This window comes from Mycolicibacterium anyangense (assembly GCF_010731855.1).
GTDB classification, from domain to species: domain Bacteria; phylum Actinomycetota; class Actinomycetes; order Mycobacteriales; family Mycobacteriaceae; genus Mycobacterium; species Mycobacterium anyangense.
In genome coordinates this window covers 5,164,727-5,183,329 of sequence record NZ_AP022620.1, presented here as the reverse complement: position 1 = coordinate 5,183,329, position 18,603 = coordinate 5,164,727, and the positions used below count along the sequence as shown (strand labels likewise).

12 protein-coding genes are annotated in these 18,603 nt (G+C 67.7%); 3 read left to right on the top strand and 9 right to left on the bottom strand.

Features of this window, described 5'->3' with window-relative positions; translation table 11 throughout:
* Window positions 1-24: 24 nt before the first annotated feature.
* The 5 genes from rpoB to rplJ form a co-directional block, all read right to left on the bottom strand.
* The gene (rpoB, locus tag G6N35_RS24435; protein ID WP_163806911.1) at window positions 25-3,522 is read right to left on the bottom strand and encodes a DNA-directed RNA polymerase subunit beta; all 3,498 of its coding nucleotides are present in this window, start codon (window positions 3,520-3,522) and stop codon (window positions 25-27) included.
* 370 nt (window positions 3,523-3,892) lie between these two features.
* Window positions 3,893-7,033 carry a lipocalin family protein gene (locus G6N35_RS24430; protein WP_163806909.1) on the bottom strand — a complete coding sequence of 1,047 codons (3,141 nt, stop codon included), beginning with the start codon at window positions 7,031-7,033 and terminating at the stop codon, window positions 3,893-3,895.
* A gap of 193 nt (window positions 7,034-7,226) precedes the next feature.
* Window positions 7,227-8,276, bottom strand: a complete 1,050-nt coding sequence (locus G6N35_RS24425; RefSeq protein WP_163806908.1) for an ABC transporter ATP-binding protein — start codon at window positions 8,274-8,276, stop codon at window positions 7,227-7,229.
* A 187-nt stretch (window positions 8,277-8,463) separates the two neighbouring features.
* A complete protein-coding gene (gene rplL, locus G6N35_RS24420; RefSeq protein WP_163806905.1) occupies window positions 8,464-8,853 on the bottom strand; it encodes a 50S ribosomal protein L7/L12 in 390 nt (129 codons plus the stop codon).
* Window positions 8,854-8,890: 37 nt separating this feature from the next.
* Window positions 8,891-9,430: a 50S ribosomal protein L10 gene (gene rplJ / locus G6N35_RS24415; protein WP_163806903.1), complete on the bottom strand. Its 540-nt coding sequence runs from the start codon at window positions 9,428-9,430 to the stop codon at window positions 8,891-8,893.
* Window positions 9,431-9,798: 368 nt separating this feature from the next.
* Between rplJ and G6N35_RS24410 the strand changes: the two genes are divergently transcribed.
* Window positions 9,799-10,674 (top strand): type IV toxin-antitoxin system AbiEi family antitoxin, encoded by an 876-nt coding sequence (locus tag G6N35_RS24410; RefSeq protein ID WP_163806901.1) that lies wholly within the window; start codon window positions 9,799-9,801, stop codon window positions 10,672-10,674.
* Window positions 10,675-10,742: 68 nt separating this feature from the next.
* Here G6N35_RS24410 and G6N35_RS24405 read toward each other — a convergent pair whose 3' ends face one another.
* The 4 genes from G6N35_RS24405 to G6N35_RS24390 are packed head-to-tail and all read right to left on the bottom strand — an operon-like array spanning window position 10,743 to window position 17,383.
* Window positions 10,743-11,648 carry an ROK family protein gene (locus tag G6N35_RS24405; protein WP_163806899.1) on the bottom strand — a complete coding sequence of 302 codons (906 nt, stop codon included), beginning with the start codon at window positions 11,646-11,648 and terminating at the stop codon, window positions 10,743-10,745.
* Entirely contained in the window at window positions 11,648-12,199 is a 552-nt protein-coding gene (locus G6N35_RS24400; RefSeq protein ID WP_163806897.1) for a DUF7158 domain-containing protein, read from the bottom strand. The genes G6N35_RS24405 and G6N35_RS24400 overlap by 1 nt, the downstream gene beginning before the upstream one ends.
* Window positions 12,196-16,371 carry a glycoside hydrolase family 38 N-terminal domain-containing protein gene (locus G6N35_RS24395; RefSeq protein WP_163806895.1) on the bottom strand — a complete coding sequence of 1,392 codons (4,176 nt, stop codon included), beginning with the start codon at window positions 16,369-16,371 and terminating at the stop codon, window positions 12,196-12,198. The genes G6N35_RS24400 and G6N35_RS24395 overlap by 4 nt, the downstream gene beginning before the upstream one ends.
* A 49-nt stretch (window positions 16,372-16,420) precedes the next feature.
* Window positions 16,421-17,383, bottom strand: a complete 963-nt coding sequence (locus G6N35_RS24390) for a helix-turn-helix transcriptional regulator (RefSeq protein WP_163806893.1) — start codon at window positions 17,381-17,383, stop codon at window positions 16,421-16,423.
* A 61-nt stretch (window positions 17,384-17,444) separates the two neighbouring features.
* Here G6N35_RS24390 and G6N35_RS24385 point away from each other — a divergent pair, with 61 nt between their 5' ends.
* Together G6N35_RS24385 and G6N35_RS24380 are read left to right on the top strand one after the other, a co-directional pair.
* Window positions 17,445-17,969 (top strand): DinB family protein, encoded by a 525-nt coding sequence (locus G6N35_RS24385; RefSeq protein ID WP_163806891.1) that lies wholly within the window; start codon window positions 17,445-17,447, stop codon window positions 17,967-17,969.
* Between the two features lies 1 nt (window position 17,970).
* Window positions 17,971-18,570, top strand: coding sequence for a DinB family protein (locus tag G6N35_RS24380; protein ID WP_163806889.1), 600 nt, complete (start codon window positions 17,971-17,973; stop codon window positions 18,568-18,570).
* The last annotated feature ends 33 nt before the right edge of the window (window positions 18,571-18,603 follow it).

Below are 18,603 nucleotides of genomic sequence, written 5' to 3'. Positions count from 1 at the left end.
CCCTTTCGGGACTAGAAACACTAATTAGGCGAGATCTTCGACAGAGGCAGATTCGTTGCGCGACAGGTTGATTCCGAGGTTGGCAGCAGCACGCTCCAAGTCCTCGTCGTCACCATCACGCATCTCGATCGCCGCGCCGTCCGAAGACAGCACCTCAACGTTCAAGCACAGCGACTGCAGCTCCTTGAGCAGCACCTTGAACGACTCGGGAATGCCCGGCTCGGGGATGTTCTCGCCCTTGACGATCGCCTCGTAGACCTTGACCCGGCCGACGGTGTCGTCGGACTTGATGGTCAAGAGCTCCTGCAGCGTGTACGCCGCGCCGTAGGCCTGCATGGCCCAGCACTCCATCTCACCGAACCGCTGACCACCGAACTGCGCCTTACCGCCCAGCGGCTGCTGGGTGATCATCGAGTACGGACCGGTGGAGCGGGCGTGGATCTTGTCGTCCACCAGGTGGTGCAGCTTGAGGATGTACATGTAGCCCACCGTCACCGGGTACGGGAACGGTTCGCCGCTGCGGCCGTCGTAGAGCACAGCCTTGCCGTCACCGTCGACGAGAACCTCGCCGTCACGGTTGGGCAGCGTCGAGGCCAGCAGGCCCTGCAGCTCCTCCTCGCGGGCACCGTCGAACACCGGCGTGGCGGTCCTGGTGTCCGACGGAGCGCTCAGCATCTCCTCGGGCAGGTTGGCCGCCCACTCCGGAGAGCCGTCGACGTTCCAGCCGGTCTTGGCCACCCACCCGAGGTGGGTCTCCAGGATCTGGCCGATGTTCATGCGTCGCGGCACACCGTGGGTGTTCAGGATGATGTCCACCGGGGTGCCGTCCGGCAGGAACGGCATGTCCTCGACCGGCAGGATCTTGCCGATGACGCCCTTGTTGCCGTGGCGGCCGGCGAGCTTGTCACCGTCGGAGATCTTGCGCTTCTGGGCCACGTAGACGCGGACCAGCTCGTTGACACCGGCGGGCAGCTCGTCGTCGTCCTCGCGGGAGAACACCCGGATGCCGATGACCTTGCCGGACTCGCCGTGCGGCACCTTCAGGGAGGTGTCGCGAACCTCGCGGGCCTTCTCACCGAAGATGGCGCGCAGCAGGCGCTCCTCGGGGGTCAGCTCGGTCTCGCCCTTCGGGGTGACCTTGCCGACCAGGATGTCGCCGTCGCGGACCTCGGCACCGATGCGGATGATGCCGCGCTCGTCGAGATCGGCGAGCACCTCGTCGGAGACGTTCGGAATGTCCCGGGTGATCTCCTCGGCGCCCAGCTTGGTGTCGCGGGCATCGATCTCGTGCTCCTCGATGTGAATCGAGGTGAGCACGTCCTCCTCAACCAGGCGGTTGGACAGGATGATCGCGTCCTCGTAGTTGTGACCCTCCCACGGCATGATCGCGACGAGCAGGTTCTTGCCCAGCGCCATCTCACCGTTCTCGGTGCACGGCCCGTCGGCCAGGACCTGGCCCGACTCGACGCGCTGCCCGGCGTCCACGATCGGACGCTGGTTGGCGCAGGTGCCGTGGTTGGAACGGGCGAACTTGCGCATCCGGTAGGTGTGCCGGGTGCCGTCGTCAGCCATCACGGTGATGTAGTCGGCCGAAACCTCTTCCACCACACCGGACTTCTCGGTCACCACCACGTCGCCGGCGTCGATGGCCGCACGCAGCTCCATGCCGGTACCCACCAGCGGTGCCTCGCTACGCACCAGCGGAACCGCCTGGCGCTGCATGTTGGCACCCATCAGGGCGCGGTTGGCGTCGTCGTGCTCGAGGAACGGGATCATCGCCGTCGCGACCGACACCATCTGGCGCGGCGAGACGTCCATGAAGTCGACCTCGGTGGCGTTGACGTACTCGACCTCGCCACCCTTACGGCGCACCAGGACGCGGTCCTCGAGGAACTTGCCGTTGGCGTCGGCCGGCGAGTTGGCCTGCGCCACGACGTGGCGGTCCTCCTCGTCGGCGGTCAGGTAGTGGATCTCGTCGGTGACGACACCGTCGACGACCTTGCGGTACGGCGTCTCGATGAAGCCGAACGGGTTGACCCGCGCGTACACCGACAGCGAACCGATCAGACCGATGTTCGGACCTTCCGGGGTCTCGATCGGGCACATCCGGCCGTAGTGGCTGGAGTGCACGTCGCGGACCTCGAGGCCGGCGCGCTCACGGGACAGACCGCCGGGGCCCAGCGCCGACAGGCGGCGCTTGTGGGTCAGACCCGACAGCGGGTTGTTCTGGTCCATGAACTGCGACAGCTGGCTGGTGCCGAAGAATTCCTTGATCGCCGCCACGACGGGACGGATGTTGATCAGGGTCTGCGGCGTGATCGCCTCGACGTCCTGGGTGGTCATCCGCTCGCGGACGACGCGCTCCATGCGGGACAGGCCGACCCGGATCTGGTTCTGGATCAGCTCACCGACGGTACGCAGACGACGGTTGCCGAAGTGGTCGATGTCGTCGACCTCGACGGGAACCTCGACGCCGCCGGGGGCGGTCATCGTCGGCTGGCCCTCGTGCAGGCGCACCAGGTACTCGATGGTGGCGACGATGTCCTCTTCGGTCAGCGTCGAGCTGGTGATCGGCTGGCCGGCGTTGAGCCCCAGCTTCTTGTTCACCTTGTAGCGGCCCACCCGAGCCAGGTCGTAGCGCTTGTCCTTGAAGAACAGGTTCTCCAGCAGGGTCTGCGCGGACTCCTTGGTCGGCGGCTCGCCCGGGCGCAGCTTCCGGTAGATGTCCAGCAGCGCCTCGTCGGTGCCGGCGGTGTTGTCCTTCTCCAGCGTCGACATCATGATCTCGGAGAAGCCGAACCGCTCGCGGATCTGCTCGGAGGTCCAGCCCAGCGCCTTGAGCAGCACGGTGACCGGCTGGCGGCGCTTGCGGTCGATACGCACACCCACGGTGTCGCGCTTGTCGACGTCGAACTCGAGCCAGGCACCGCGGCCCGGGATGACCTTGACGCTGTGCAGCGTCTTCTCGGTGGACTTGTCGATGGTCTCGTCGAAGTAGACACCCGGCGAGCGGACCAGCTGGCTCACCACGACACGCTCGGTGCCGTTGATGATGAAGGTGCCCTTCTCGGTCATCATCGGGAAGTCCCCCATGAAGACCGTCTGGCTCTTGATCTCACCGGTGTTGTTGTTGATGAACTCGGCCGTGACGAACAGCGGCGCCGCGTACGTCATGTCCTTGTCTTTGCACTCGTCGACCGGAGCCTTGACCTCGTCGAAACGCGGGTCGGAGAAGCTCAGGGACATCGAGCCGGAGAAGTCCTCGATGGGCGACAGCTCCGCGAGGACCTCTTCGAGGCCGCCGACCGGGCTGGGGTCACCCAGGGTGATCGCCTTCTGACGCCACTCGTCGGCACCGATCAGCCATTTGAAGGAATCGGTTTGGACGTCAAGCAGGCCGGGAACCTCAAGGGGCTCACGCAGCTTGGCGAAAGAAACTCGTTTCGGTGCTCCGGGGACGGAGTTAGAAGTAGTAGTTGATTTGCTCTGGCTAGAGACTGCCAAGATGCATCCTTCCAGCACCTAATGCGACTACCCGGAGAACCTCCGGTACGCCGCGAGATCTGCGTCGGTTCAGGCTGGCGTCCTCAAGGACCGGGCCTGTCCCCGACGCACACGGCACGCAAATAGGTCTCTGAGCTGGAAGTCTTGGCTCAGACGTGGACCACGGTGTCAGGTGCGGGTTGAGGTGGGCAGGAGGCAGCCAGCGCAACGTCCAACAATAGCGCAGAACGGCGCATTCCTCAACAACCGCATGCTGGGTCTGCTGGCGCTGGCTGGCGAACTAGCTACCCACGCACACATGCTGGTCAACAGACTGGACCGTTTGCGCCTTTCCGTCAAGGGATAACGCGGTGTTTGGTGTGGAAAACTTCGACCGCGTCATTCGGGCCTAGAGCGTGGTCGGGTATTGCTGGGTCCGGGTGATCGGCCCCCAGACGCCGAGCTGGCGAGCCCGCGTGACAAGGGTGTCGTACTGCGTGTCGGAGATGGTCTTGTCCCGGGTCAGGATGTAGCCGGAGAAGCTCGTCGGGTCACTGACGATCACCCACTGGTAGTTCGGGTCGTAATCGAGAATCCAATAGTTGCCGGGTTCGGCGCTGCTCGGCGTGCTGCCGAAGAAGCCCACGTCCAAGCGGGTGTTGAAGGCCGGGTTGACCGACACCGCGGTCCCGGTGATCTGGGACAGTGGGCCGTTGGGACCGAAGTAGTTGCCCGAGTTCTGCACCTTGACCGTGCCGTCGGAGTTCAGCGTGTAGACCGCGGTGGTGTTCACCAGCCCCCAGGCGAACGGCAGCTTGACACTGCCCTGCTCATACCAGGGTTGGCCGTTGGCGTACTCGGTGACGTTCACCGGCGGCGGGGCGGGCAGCGTGGTGGCCCCGGCCTGACCCATCACGATCGGCTGGTTCTGGACATAGGTGCCGTCGTTGGGGTTGCCGTAGATCCCGTAGACCGGGTCGGTGGGGCCTTTACCTGCATAGATGTCGTTGATCCAGCCCGAGGCGAAGGTGCGCACCGCGTCCTTGCCGCCCGGCGGTGACGGCCGCACGATGATCGAGCTGGCAATCTCACCGAGCCAGGCAAACAGGTTGTTGCCTGCGATGACGTCGGTGTGCGAACCGTTGTCGATCTGCACCCCGTAGAACAGACCCTTCGGCCCGTAGAACAACTGCATCAGTTCGGTGGCCACGCCGTAGGCGTTCCACGACTGCGGCGGTGCGGCGATCTGATAGTCCGGGATGCCGGCGTTGTACAGCGCCTGCAATGAGTCGGTGAACAGCGGGTTGCGCGACACTCCGTCGAACATCACCACGCCCATCAGGTTGTCCTTCTGGGGGGTGTCGGTGATCAGCGCGCCGACGGCGGTGGCGAAGTTGCCGCCCGCCGAGTGCCCGGTGAGCAGGAACTTCGCCGGCAGCGTGCCTTGGAAGCCGGCGGCGTTGGCGCTGATGTTCAGCGCCGAGCGACTGTCCTGGAACATCGAGGCGACGGCTTGGCGCATCACCGCACCGCCGAGGTAGCAGCCGGGGCACAGCGGGTTGTCGAACCAGAAGATGTTCGGCACCACGACGATGCTGTTGGTCTGCTGGGCCAGTTCCTGGGCCATGCTGGCGTACCAGTCCTTGAAGCCGAGGAAGCCGTGCTGCAGCCAGATCACGCCGTTGGCCTGCACGGTGCCGTCGGCCTGGGTCGGGAAGTACCAGTCGGCCGGGGCGGCGTAGCCGTTCTGCCCCGCGGGGATGTCGAGCACCGACGATCCGGTGCGCACGCCGGTGACACCGTTGCCGACGGTGGCGACCGGGGTGTTGGGGTTCAGCCCGTTGTTGCCGCCGTTGACCGGGGCCGGAAGGTGGAATCCGAAGATTCCGCCGACGGTGTCGATCAGTGCCTTGACGAGGTAATCACCGAACGACAGCTGATTGGCCTCGGCCGCGGGCAGCCCGACGGCCGCGGTCGGTCCCATGATGATCTGCTGATTCGAGGCGGCGTAGAGCCCGTACTTGGGGGTCTGCGGGGTCGCCCCGGAGTACATGTCGTTGATCCAGCCGTCGGACAGCGTGTAGACGGCCTGGGTGTTGCCCGCGGGTACGGCCTTGGTCACCAGCTGCAGGACGAAGTCGAAGAGCGGGTTGACCCCGAGCATGGAGTCCACGTGCGAGCCACCTTGGAGCACGACGCCGATGAACTGTCCGGGCAGGGTCGCGGCCAGCACATTGGTGGTGGCGCCGAACAGATTCCAGCTCTGCGCCGGGGCGGCGATCTGGTAGATCGGCTTGCCCGCGGCGGCCAGCGTCGACACCTGGGTGGCGAACGCCCCGTCCAGGGATCCGTTGGAGACGCCGTCGAACATCACCACGCCGACCAGGTCATTGGGGTCGTACTGGCTGTCGTTGCCTTCCAGGTAGTCGTCGGCCACCGCGGTGGCGAAGCCGCCGCCCGCCGAGTGGCCGGCCAGCACGAAGCGCTCCGGCAGGGCGGTGCCGGTGAATCCGGCCGCGGTCGCACTGGCCAACAATGTCGCGCGGTCCGGGCCCAGCAGTGCCGCGGCGTCCTGCTGGGTGACCTCACAGGTGAGGCAGCCGCCGGAGAAGGTGATCGGGATGGACGACAAGGTGGGGGCGACCACGATGCTGTTGGTCTGCTGGGCCAGGTTCTGGGCCAGCGCAGAGTAGAAGGTGTTCGTCGCGGCGAAGCCGTGCTGCAGCCAGATCACGCCCTGGGCGTCGACGCTGCCGTCGGCCTGGGTCGGGAAGTACCAGTCGGCGGCGACGGTCTGTCCGATGAAGGCACCCGGGAGCTCCAGCCGGGAATGGCCGACAAGTACGCCGGTGACCCCGTTGCTGTCGGTGGGCAGCAGGGGCGCCGAACTCGTCACCGGCGCCGACGGCTCGGTGGGGGCGGCGCTCCTGGGTGCGACGCCCAGACCGGAGAGCAGGTTGAGCATCGCGGTGGCCAGCAGGCCCGAGGTGGGCGCGGCGGTGGAGCTCGCACTGGCGGTGATGGTGCCGGCCGAGGCGAGGATCTGGTTGATCTGGGCCTGGCGGGCAGCGGCCTCGGCGGCTCGCCGCGACGTGCCGACGGCCACCGATACCGGGACGGTCTGAGGCGCGGCGCTCGCGCCGGTGTCCACCGCAGCGCTGGTCGACGAGGTGGTGGTGACGCCGGCAGCCGGGGTCGCGGACTGCTCGGTGTCCTGCTCAGTGGCGGTGCCGGTCTTGGTGGTCGATGGCGTCGATGGCGTTGTGGTGGACGGGGTGGTGGCCTTGGTCGTCTGGCTGTCGAGGGAGGTCCGCGGGGACTTGCGGTCGGAATTGGCAGCTGCCGACTTGGGCCCGGTAGCGCTCTTCGACGCGCGCTTGCTGCCGCCGGTGGCTTTACCGCTCGAGGCCGACGAGCCGCTCGACGATTGCTGATTGCCCGAGCCGTCGTCGGTGCCGTCGGCGTGCGCCGCCCCCGACCCGGCCAGCAGGGCCGCACCCAATCCGACGACCACTGCACCCGTGCCCAGCAAGACGCGTCGCTCCGCCATCCACCTCAGCCTCTCTATTGACGATGTCGGAAACGTACTCACAACAACGGCATTCGGTACACGGAATCCGTTGTGCCGAGCGGACACGTCATAAGTTGGTCAGACCGGCGGAGGCCAAAAAATAGCCGGGACGACGCAAGCGCGTCGTCCCGGCTCGAGCGGGGTGAACGGCAACCAGGACGGTCGCCGAGCCTCAGCTGGTGGCGTCCTCGGCGTGCGCGGCGTGCGCGGGCTCGCCGGCGAACGTGTGGGTCGGCAGCTTGTGGGTGCCGTCCAGGTCGTCGCGGATCGCTTCCTGGGCCGCCGGCGGCAACGTGTGCAGGATCTGGCGCACCCGCTCCTGGCGGCGGGCGACGGCCTTGCGCTCGGGGAGACCCGGGGTGGCCTGGATCTGCGGCGGCACACCTTCGATCTCTTCCACACCGCCGTCGTGGTGACCGGCGTCGGCCAACGCCTGCTCCTCGGCCATCGTCGACTCGTCCTTCTCCTCGGACATGCCGATGGGGCCGATGCGGCGGCCGTTGAGGAACTGCTTGACCACGGGTTCCTCGCTGGTCAGCAGCACCTCACGCGGGCCGAACATCACCAGGTGCTTGCGGAACAGCATGCCCATGTTGTCCGGCACGGTGCGAGCGATGTTGATGTTGTGCGTCACGATCAGGATCGTGGCGTCGATCTGGGCGTTGATGTCGATGAGCAGCTGGCTCAGGTAGGCGGTACGCACCGGGTCCAGACCGGAGTCGGGCTCGTCGCAGAGGATGATCTTCGGGTCGAGCACCAGCGAGCGGGCCAGACCGGCGCGCTTCTTCATACCGCCGGAGATCTCGCCGGGGAACTTGTTCTCGTCGCCACCGAGGCCCACCATGTCGAGCTTCTCCATGACGATCTGACGGATCTCGCTCTCCTTCTTCTTCGTGTGCTCACGAAGCGGGAAGGCGGTGTTGTCGTAGATGTTCATCGAGCCGAACAGCGCACCGTCCTGGAACATGACGCCGAACAGGGTGCGGATCTCGTAGAGCTCCTTGGCCGAGCACTGGATGATATCGGTGCCGTCGACGATGATCTTGCCGCGCTCGGGGCGCAGCAGACCGATCAGCGACTTGAGGAACACCGACTTACCGGTACCGGACGGACCGAGCAGCACGCTGACCTCGCCCGCCGGGATGTCCAACGTCACGTCTTCCCAGATGCGCTGAGAACCGAACGACTTGGTCAATCCCTCGACCTGAATACCAATGCCCACGCGAGATCCTTCCGCCCACACCCAAGTACCACTGGCTCGACGACCTGTGGTTTGAGTCACTGTAGCGCACGAGATTGGCAGCCACTCACTTTGTGTGCCTACCCGTGATCGATCAGTGAACTCTCTGCCCAAAAAACGAAATCCCCCGCGGGCGCAATGGCCCGCGGGGGATTCGTGGAAGCTGGAATTACTTGACGGTGACCGTCGCGCCAGCGGCCTCGAGCTTGCCCTTGGCATCCTCGGCGGCTTCCTTGGTGACCTTCTCGAGCAGCGGCTTGGGAGCGCCGTCGACCAGATCCTTGGCTTCCTTCAGGCCCAGGCCGGAGACGATCTCGCGGACGACCTTGATGACGCCGATCTTCTTGTCGCCGGCACCCTCGAGGATGACGTCGAACTCGGACTGCTCTTCGGCGGCCTCGGCCGGAGCGCCAGCGGCACCCGGGGCGGCAGCAACGGCGACCGGAGCGGCCGCGGTGACGTCGAAGGTCTCCTCGAACACCTTCACGAACTCAGAGAGCTCGAGCAGGGTCAGTTCCTTGAAGGCGTCGATGAGCTCTTCGGTGGACAGCTTTGCCATGGTGGTTCCTTTTCTTGATGGGTTGGGGGTGGATTGATCAGGCTGCGGGTTCTGCTGAACCGTCGGCAGCCTTCTTGTCTTGCAGAGCTGCGGCCAGGCGCGCGACCTGGGACGCGGGCGCCACGAACAGCGCCGCGGCCTGGGACTGCTTCGCCTTCAGGGCGCCGGCGACGCGCGACAACAGCACCTCGCGCGACTCCAGGTCGGCGATCCGCTCGACCTCGGACACGGACAGCGCTTTGCCGTCCATGTATCCGCCCTTGATGATGAGCGCCTTGTTGTCCTTGGCGAACTTCTTGATCGCCTTGGCAGCGTCGACGGGCTCGCCGTTGATGAACGCGATGGCGGTCGGTCCGGCGAACAGGTCGTCGAGACCCTCGATGCCGGCCTCGGACGCGGCGCGCTTCACCAGGGTGTTCTTGGCGACGGTGTACGACGCACCAGCACCCAGCGACCTGCGCAGCTCGGCAAGGTTGGACACCGTCAGGCCGCGGTACTCGGTGACGACGGTGGCCGTCGCCTCCTTGAACTTCTCGGCGATGTCGGCGACCGCGGTGGCCTTGTCAGCTGTGGCCATGCTTGCCTCCTCGTGATGGTTTCACCGCCGGAGAGCCTGGAATACAAGAACGCCCCGGACGCAGATGGGCCGGGGCGTGAAGGAACCGCACGAAAATGACGGTCGAGCCTCGTCCTCCTGCGTGGGCCGCCTGGATGTCCAGGACCTTCAACCGATTGCTCGGTGACCGACGGTCTTCGGTGGAACTGGACAAGAATAGCCTGATCCCCCGCGATCAGCCAAAACGCTCCCCCCTTCTTCCCGCGAGCAGACGCAAAATCGCACCAGAACAGCCCGAAACGTGCGATTTTGCGGCTGCTCGCGCCCCTATCCACAGGGTGAAGCCGCGCTGCACACGGATGCGGGCCGGTATCGCACATCCTTCTCCCGTGTTCTCCGACGCCGTCGCTCTGCTCAAGCAGACCGGCGGCGTGGCCACCACAGCCCAACTCTGCACTGTGATGACCCGACAGCAGCTCGACGTTCAGGTCGCCAAGGGCAAGTTGGTCCGGGTATGGCATGGGGTGTACGCCCGGACCGAGCCCGATCTGCTGCACCGGCTTGCCGCCCTGGACCTGCTCACCGGCCGCGACACCGTCGCAGCGATGGGAACCGCAGCGGCCCTCTATGGCTTCGACACCGAAAACACGACGGCGGTCCACATCCTGGACGGCGGAGCACGGACGCGATCGACCACCGGACTGGTGGTTCACCAACGTGCCGGCGCCCCCGTGCACGTCGTGGCGAGCCGACGAGCGACGGCCCCGGCCTGGACGGCGGTGGAGGTGGCCCGGCAGCTGAGGAGACCTCGAGCGCTGGCCACTCTCGATGCAGCGCTGCGCTCGGGGTGGTGTGGCAGGGCCGATCTCGAGCAGGCCGTCCGCGACCAGCGCGGCCGTCGTGGGATAGCAGCGGTCCGCACCCTGCTGCCGCTCGCAGATGCCCGCGCGGAGTCGGCGATGGAGAGTGAGGCCCGGCTGATCATGGTCGACCACGGTCTGCCGCGACCCGAGTTGCAGTACACAATCCACGGGATCGACGGCGAGCGGTGGCGGGTCGATTTCGCGTGGCCCGAGGCACGGGTCGCAGCTGAATACGACAGCGTGGAGTGGCACGCCGGCCGCATGGAGATGATCCGCGACAAGTCACGGTTCGCCGGTGTGCAAGAAATGGGGTGGACGGTCGTTCCCATCGTGGTCGACGACATCCGGCGCCACCCGCAGCGTCTGGTTCAACGCATTGACCGTCATCTTCGACGGCCGTAACCCCCGCCGAGCAGACGCAAATTCGCACCAGCACGGCCCGAAACGTGCGATTTTGCGGCTGCTCGCGCTCAGCTGGCCCCACGCAGCAGAGCGGCGGCCCCGACCAGCCCGGCATCCCCGCCCAGCGCCGCCGGAACCACCCGCAGGTCGGCGATGAAGTCCAGTCGGGCATAGGTGCGCAGCGCAGCGGTCAGCGGATCGAACAGCACCGGCCCGGCCTTGGCCACTCCCCCGCCGACGACCACCAGATCCAGGTCGCACGTCGCCCCGACCGAGGCGATCATCGCGGCGATGGCGCTGGCCCCCCGCTGGAACGCGCGTCGCGCAATGTCATCCCCGGCTGCGGCAGCCTCGGCCAGTTCTTTGGCGTCGGCACCGGCCCAACCCTGTTCCTGTGCCCAGGCCGCCAGATGCGGTCCGCTGGCGATCGCCTCGACACATCCCCGCGCCCCACAACTGCAGGGGGGCCCCTGGGGATCGACGATGACGTGCCCGACGTGGCCGGCATTGCCGGTGCGCCCGTTGTAGGGCGCGCCGCCCAGGACCAGACCACCCCCGATGCCGGTCGACACCACCATGCCCAGCATGAACCCCACGCCGCGGCCGGCGCCGCGCCAATGCTCGCCGAGGGCCATGCACACCCCGTCGCCGCCGAGGCGCACCGGAACCCCGGGCACCGCGTCGCTCACCCGGTCGCGGACCGGAAAGCCCCGCCAGGCCGGAATGTTGATGGGGCTGATGGTTCCGTCCGGCAGGTGGATCGGTCCCGCCGACGAGATCCCCACACCGGCCACCGCTGCCCCCGCTTCGGCGAGCGCCGCGGCGATGGTGCGCTGGGCGGCCGCCCACACCACGTCGGGGTCGGGCGAGTGCGGTGTGGGTTCGCGGGTCTGGAACGTCAGCCGACCGTCGGGGTCGACCAAGCCGGCGGCGATCTTGGTGCCACCGATGTCGAGAACCAGGGTGTCGGCCATCAGTGTTTGTGGGTGTTATCGGGTTGGCGGGGGTCGCCGGGGTGTTCGTAGCCGGGCGCCAGCCACACCAGTTCGGCGCTGCGGGAGACGAGCCACATCCGGAAGGCGCGACGACGGGCGGCGCCGCGCAGATGTGCGGCGAGCTCTCGACGCACCGGGAAGCGACCGGGGTTGCGTTGCGCGTAGTCGTCGATGTCGGACTCGGCGACATCGACGTCTGCGGTGACGCGGGCGAACACGGCGCGGCCCAGCGGTTCGGCGAGCACCGCGGCTGCGATGCTGCCGATCTCCAGGCGAGCGGTGAGGTCAGGGAGGAGGTGGTCTTCGGTCGGGGTGGACGCGTCGACGGTCACTGCCAGCACCTGTGCCTCCCGCGCGATGACCCGTTCGGTCACCACCAGTTGGGTGAGCCAGCGACGCAGTTGGCGACCCTCGCTGGTGCCGGGGCGCGGCAGTGCGGCGACCTGGGGTGTGGTGCGCAACAGCGCTTCGCGCGCATCGATATCGCGGACGTCGATGGGGTCTCCGGCGACGGTGGCCGCAATGGTCATCGGACCGTCACCGCCACGGCCGGTGTGTAGAGCAGCCGTCCCGCGCAACCGATCCGGATCAGCGACCACCACTGTCCGGGCTCCTGGCCCGGCGGCGGTGCGACGTCGAATCCGACGTCGACGGTCGCCCCGGCCCGCAACACCTCGCCACGCACCGCGGGACCGATCCACTCCCAGGTGCCCCAGGGGCTGATCAGATGGGCCTCCAGTGCCAGGTCGGCGCGGGCGAGGGACTCGACGGACACCACGATTCGGGCGCGCTGTCCGGGGGCGACGACGACATCCTCGGGATCCGAGGCCAGCCGCAGCAGTTCGGGGCCGGGTGGCGCTCCGACGGACACCACGCAGACGTCCTCGACGGTCTGCTGCCACGCGGGTGGCACGTCGCCGCGCAGGGTGAGTTGCGCGCGAACGGGGTAGTCACCGGGTTCGGCATCCGCGGGCACGGTGACCAGGATGTCGTCCGCATCGTGGCCGCGCGGTGGCAGCGTGAACCCGACCTCCGCGGAATCAGCTGTCCAATTACGCGGAAGCCGTAGCTGCACAACACCTTTCACTGCCCCGTCGCTGCAGTCGCTGGCAATCGTGAGGCGCAGCCGAACCGTCTGGCCCGGGCCGGCCGCGACGGCTTCGGGGTGCAGGTGCGCAACAGCCGGGAGGCCACCCAGGGGCGCCGGGCCACGGTTGTGCAGCCAGTAGCGGGCATAGAGCGGTTGGGCCGCTTCGGCATCGGAGATCAACGTTGCACCGGCACAGTCCAGTACCGGCGTGACGTCAAGGCGGGCACGCAGGGTAGCGATCTGGTAGCCGTGCAGGTCCTGGCGCGCCGCGCCGCGCGGAGCCTCCAGCAGGTCGGCGGCCGCCAGCTCCGATACCGATCCGACGCCGGACGCCACGGTGATATCGACCGCTGCACCGCGCGTCTCGACCAGGCGCATCGTCACCTCGGCCGGGTCGACGGTAACCACGCTGCCGACGGCTGTCGGATTGCCCGCGGGTTTGAGCGTGCCGAGCTGGGCGACACCCGCGGGCTCGACGCTCAGCAGAGAGCCGTCGGCGGGCAGCACACCGGCTGCCTGTCCGGCGGCGACCACCATCATCGGGTGGTTGAATTCCGCACTGCGCGAGGGAATGTCATTGCGGCGCCAATCCCCCTCCCCGGATATCACGGCAAAGTCGAACTCGTGCGTCCAGTGCTGCAGCTGGAAGTTGGAGCCGTCGGGCGCGGTGCGCCGCGGCGGGTCGATCCACACCCCCGACGGCCACCCGGTGCAGGACCGCATCAGCGAGCTGTGCAACGTGTGGTCGGGTTCGACGGCGAATCCGGGGACCCCGCGGTTGATCAGGGCGACGGTGCGCGCGGCGAAATCGCCGCTGCCGCCGGGGACATCCTGGCTGACGGTGATCTCGGCGTCGTCGAGGTCGTCGACCAGTGCAGCGACCGCGTCGCTCAGTCCGCCCGCCCAGTGACCGGCCACGATCAAGACCGGCAGCGCCAGCACGTCACGCAGATCGGCATCGGGTTGCCACACCCGATCCAGCGGTGCTGAGGCGGGGACGAACACTCTGGCCTGGCCGCCTGCCGCGAGTTGCCGATGCAGTTCCGCGGTATAGACGTGATCGGCTGCGGCGAGAACCGCTGCGGTGAAGGCGTTCTCGTCAGGTCCACCGAGCGCGATGCGGGCATCGGGCAGGTTGGAGTCCACTTCCAGGTGGCCGTAGCGGGGACGCGGCGCACTGCTGCAGGTGGCGGTGACCCCGGCCCGCACCAGCGCAACAATGAGGTCGCGCGCCACCTCGGCCGCCGAGTCTTCCGAGGGCGCCACGACTTCGGCGACCGAGACGGCCCGGGTGTAGGTACCCACTCGGATGCGGACTGCCGAGGACAGCCCGAACCAGCCGTGAGCCGGATTGTCGAGAGTCCACGGATGTTCCGCGGTGTCCACGGCGCGGTCCGCTCCGGAGGCGTGGTCGTGCAGCAGCCCGAATCCGCGGCCCACGACGGCGTCGCCGACCTCGCTGACGGGTAGCGCGCCGGGCACCGGGCATGGCCATCGCAGCCGCAGCAGTTTGTCGGCACCGGTGAAATCGTCGATGGTGGTGCGGCAGTCCACCCGGTCGATACCGTGCCACAGGGTCAGCACCTGTCGGTAACTCAGTTCGTCACTGACCTTGCCGCGCACTATGATTCGTTCGCCCAGCGGACTTCGGTAAGCCTGCACCGATTCCGCGGTGAAGGCCGACGAGCACACGACCGGACCCTTCGGCAGCAGGTGCCACGGCCCTTCGCCGGCTTGCGGGTGTGCCGGGTATTCCTCGTAGACGGCCAGTTCGTTGCCGACCCGCCCCGGCGCGATCAGTTCGGCGCCCGAGCGCAGGTCGAGCAGCGACGACACCCCACCGCCCCGGCCGGGGTCGACCCGCAGCCGGTGGTAGTCGTTGGCGATCTCCACACCAGCCAGCGGCTCCCAGGCCGACGCCTGCTCGGACTCTTTGAGGCGATAGGTCCGCCAGCCCACCGACCCCACGTCGACGGCTCGCCAGCTCACCCGGTGGCCATCCTCGGACACCAGGGCCGGCAGCTCCCGGCCGTCGCTGTCCACCACCGTCACCCCGGTGCGCACCGGCTTCTCGAGCTGTGCGTGGACGATGTCAGTACGGTTGTGCGCCAACGGGTTCCACACCACCAGCGAGCCGGCTGACGGGGCGACCGCGCGCGACAGCAGGTCCAGCGCGCCGGCGCGGGCAGACCGCCCGATCTCCCAGGCGTCCCGCCACCCGGTCAGCAGGTCGAGGTACACCTGGTCGGACTCCGAACCGGTGATCGCATCGTGGTGAGCGCCGTAGGCCAGCTGCACCCAGGCTTTGGCCAGTGCGGCTTCCGGATAACGGGCCCCGGTCAGCAGCGCGGCGAACAGCGCGAATCGCTCCGCACCGAGCACCGCATCTTCGGCGGCGCGGTTGGCCTGCTTGGTGTCGATGTAGGAGACGTCCTTGCCGGTGTAGATCGGGTTCATGTCCCGGGTCTGCGGTGACGGCGCGATCCCACGCTCGTCGGCTTCGGCGCGGACGGCCGCGAAGAACTCACTGGGCACCGCGCAGATGAACCGCGGCCAGGTGTAGCGGGCGTTCCAGTCGCGGTGGATCTCGGTGACCCAGGCATTAGGCGGGGTGTAGTCGGTGCCGACCGGCAGTAACACGTTGCGCGTCAACGCCACCGACTTCAGCCCGGCGAACAGCTCGTAGGTGGCGCGCTCGGCTTCCGCCAGTGAGGCCGAGGAGTCCATCCACCAGCCCGCCGAGTAGTGCGCGGGCATGTAGTGGGTCAGCAGGCCCAACCCGGACGGCGCGATCCATTCGAACTCGCTGCTGAACTGCATGCGTCGCGGATCACCGTCACCGGCCATCGGCCCCCACTGATGGTGCGGTCCGCGGGCCCAGGAGCTCGATGTCAGGCCGGCGTCGGCGGCCATCCCCGGGAACTGTGGGTCGTGGCCGAACACGTCGAGCTGCCATGCGGTCGCGGGTCGCGCGCCCAGCACATCGCGTTGAAAACCGATGCCGTGCACGAAGTTCCGGATCGATGTCTCCGCACCGGTGAGATTGGTGTTCGGCTCGTTGTAGGTGCCGCCCATCACCTCGACGCGCCCCTGGTCGACGAACCGTCGCAGGTCGGCCCGGTCTTCGGGGTGGGTGTCGAAATAGGGCTTCAGGTAGTCGACTTCGGCCAGCACGAATTTGTAGTCGGGATCGCGGCGGGCCATCTCCAGGTGCGCGGCCACCAGGGCGAAGCCATTGTTCTGTTTGGCGCGCCCGGGTGGGTCCTCGTGCCAGACGCTCGTGTAGGCGGCCTGGGTGTTCCACCAGACCGGGTCGTAGTGGAAGTGGCTGATCATGTACATCGTCCAGCCCGGCTCGGCGACGGTGAACTCGAAGCCGAACTCGCCGGCCCGCGCCGAGCGCTTCTCCCCCACCATGGCCCGCTCGACGGCTACCGGTACTTCCAGGACACCGTCGCCGGCCGCCATGGCGGCCTGCCCTGACACACCCTCGCCGGAGATCGTCAGTGGTTCCGTCCCGGAGGCGCCCACATAGCCCACCCGCACCACCTGCAGCGGCGCGTCAGGAGGCCCGACGAACAGCTCCGTCGATTCCGCGGAGGTCACACGCACGCGGCCAATCTACGTGGCGAGACCCGTCAGCGCGGCGAGACGTCGACGATCAGGGGCCGGCGCGCCCGGCCGCACCTGCCAGCAATGCGCCCGCCGCTGCCGCCGCCTGCGCCACTTCGGGCGGGTCGAGAACCTCGAACGCGATGCCGGGCATCGCCAGGTACAGGGCCAGCCGCTGGGGGTCGTCCGCGCCGGTGAGGACGACGCAGCTGTGGGGACCGTCATCGACGATGGTCACCGACGACGGCGAGAAATGCTGCACAAGAACATCTTTCGAAGCAAAGTAACGCACCCTGGCCGGGTAGCGGTAGGGCGCGACGCTGATCGCCCGGCCGACGTAGTCGGCGGCGTCAGGGGCCTCGCGGCCGGCGAAGGTGGTACCCCGGGAGCGCACGTCGGTCATCCGGTCCAGGCGCAGGCTGCGCCAGTCGTCGCGGTCGCGGTCGTAGGCCAGCAGGTACCACCGTCGCCCGGTGGTGACGAGCCGGTAGGGCTCCAGACGCCGGCTGCTGGTCATCCCGGCCCGGTCCACGTAGCCGGTATCGACGTGTTCGCGGTCGCGGCAGGCACGGGCCAGCGTCATGAGGGTGTCCGGGTCCACCGGGGTCTCGGCGGTGGGTGTCAGGGTGACCGTCGCGCCGCGCAGGGCCGCCACCTGAGCCCGCAGCCTGGCCGGCATCACCTGGTCGAGCTTGCTCAGCGCACGCAGCGCCGCTTCCCCGACGCCTGCCACGCTGCCGCCGGCAGCCAGCCGCAGGCAGACGGCCATGGCGACCGCCTCGTCGGAATCGAGGAGCAGCGGCGGCAGTGCGGCGCCGGCGCCGAGTTGGTAGCCGCCGCCGTGCCCGGTGCTGGCATGTACGGGATACCCCAGTTCGCGTAGCCGCTCCACGTCGCGGCGCACACTGCGCGTCGTCACGCCGAGTTGCTCGGCCAGCTCCGGACCCGTCCATACCCGCCGCGACTGCAGCAATCCCAGCAGCTGCAGCACCCGGCTCGTCGTCTGGGACATGTCCCCAGTGTCGCGCAGTCTGCGGACAGAATCTGTCCGCTTACCGTGACAGCGTGGGGTCATGCCCTGGACCACATCCCTTGCCGATCAGCTCGACTGGCATTGGCACCACCAACTGCGCCCGCGCCTGGACGGTCTGACCGACGCCGAATACTTCTGGCAGCCGGTGGGGAACTGCTGGACGGTGCATCCCGACGGCGCCGTCGATTTCAGCTACCCACCGCCACGGCCGGAACCGTTCACCACCATCGCCTGGCGGTTGGCACACGTCATCGTCGGTGTACTCGCGATGCGCAATCACGCCCACTTCGCCGGCCCGCCCGCCGACTACCAAAGCTGGCACTATGCCGCCGATGCGCAGACGGCGCTGCATCAGCTCGATGACGCCTACCGGAATTGGATCACCGGGGTCCGCGCATTGAGTGACGACGATCTGGGCCGGCCGTGCGGCCCGGCCGAACACGGTTACTCCGAGCATCCGATGTCCGCGCTGATCCTCCACATCAACCGTGAGGTGATCCATCACGGCGCCGAAATAGCTTGTCTGCGAGACCTTTACAGCCACACCCACGGGGAAGGAATCTGACATGCCCGCACTCGCCCGACCTGTCCGCGACGAACGCCACGCCCTTGGCGAGTTCCTGTCGTACCAGCAGGGCGCGTTTGTCGCGGTCGCCTACGGCTTGACCGACGATCAAGCCCGCGCCACCCCGACTGCCAGCGCCCTGTCCATCGGCGGGCTGATCAAGCACGCCACCGGTATGCAACGCAGCTGGATGCGCCGCGTCATGGCCGCCCCGCACGAACCGGCGGACGACACCCGCACCTTCGAGGAACGCCAGCAGGAGTACACCGACGAGTACGTCATGCGTCCCGACGAGACCCTGGCGCAGGTTCTCGACGGGTATGCCCGGCAGAACGAGCACACGCTGCGTCTGGTCGAGTCGGCAGATCTCGATGCCGCCGTCCCGGTCCCCCGGGACGCCCCGTGGTTCCCAACCGATGTCGAGGCGTGGTCGGTGCGCTGGGTGTTTCTCCACGTGGTCAGCGAACTGGCCCGGCACGCCGGACATGCCGACATCATCCGAGAAAGCATTGACGGCGCGACCATGTACGAGCTCGTGGCGGCGGTGGAGAAATGGGAGCCACAACCGTGGCTGACGCCGTGGACGCCGGCGAACGAGTAACAGACTCGGTGCTTTGCGGTGCCGTCGGGTCAC

What these genes read in the sequence shown, in the direction of transcription:
- G6N35_RS24430 (WP_163806909.1), bottom strand. Translation starts at nt 7,033, where the DNA reads ATGGCGGAGCGACGCGTCTTGCTGGGCACGGGTGCAGTGGTCGTCGGA.
- rplL (WP_163806905.1), bottom strand. Translation starts at nt 8,853, where the DNA reads ATGGCAAAGCTGTCCACCGAAGAGCTCATCGACGCCTTCAAGGAACTG.
- rplJ (WP_163806903.1), bottom strand. Translation starts at nt 9,430, where the DNA reads ATGGCCACAGCTGACAAGGCCACCGCGGTCGCCGACATCGCCGAGAAG.
- G6N35_RS24405 (WP_163806899.1), bottom strand. Translation starts at nt 11,648, where the DNA reads ATGGCCGACACCCTGGTTCTCGACATCGGTGGCACCAAGATCGCCGCC.
- G6N35_RS24400 (WP_163806897.1), bottom strand. Translation starts at nt 12,199, where the DNA reads ATGACCATTGCGGCCACCGTCGCCGGAGACCCCATCGACGTCCGCGAT.
- G6N35_RS24390 (WP_163806893.1), bottom strand. Translation starts at nt 17,383, where the DNA reads ATGTCCCAGACGACGAGCCGGGTGCTGCAGCTGCTGGGATTGCTGCAG.
- G6N35_RS24385 (WP_163806891.1), top strand. Translation starts at nt 17,445, where the DNA reads ATGCCCTGGACCACATCCCTTGCCGATCAGCTCGACTGGCATTGGCAC.
- G6N35_RS24380 (WP_163806889.1), top strand. Translation starts at nt 17,971, where the DNA reads ATGCCCGCACTCGCCCGACCTGTCCGCGACGAACGCCACGCCCTTGGC.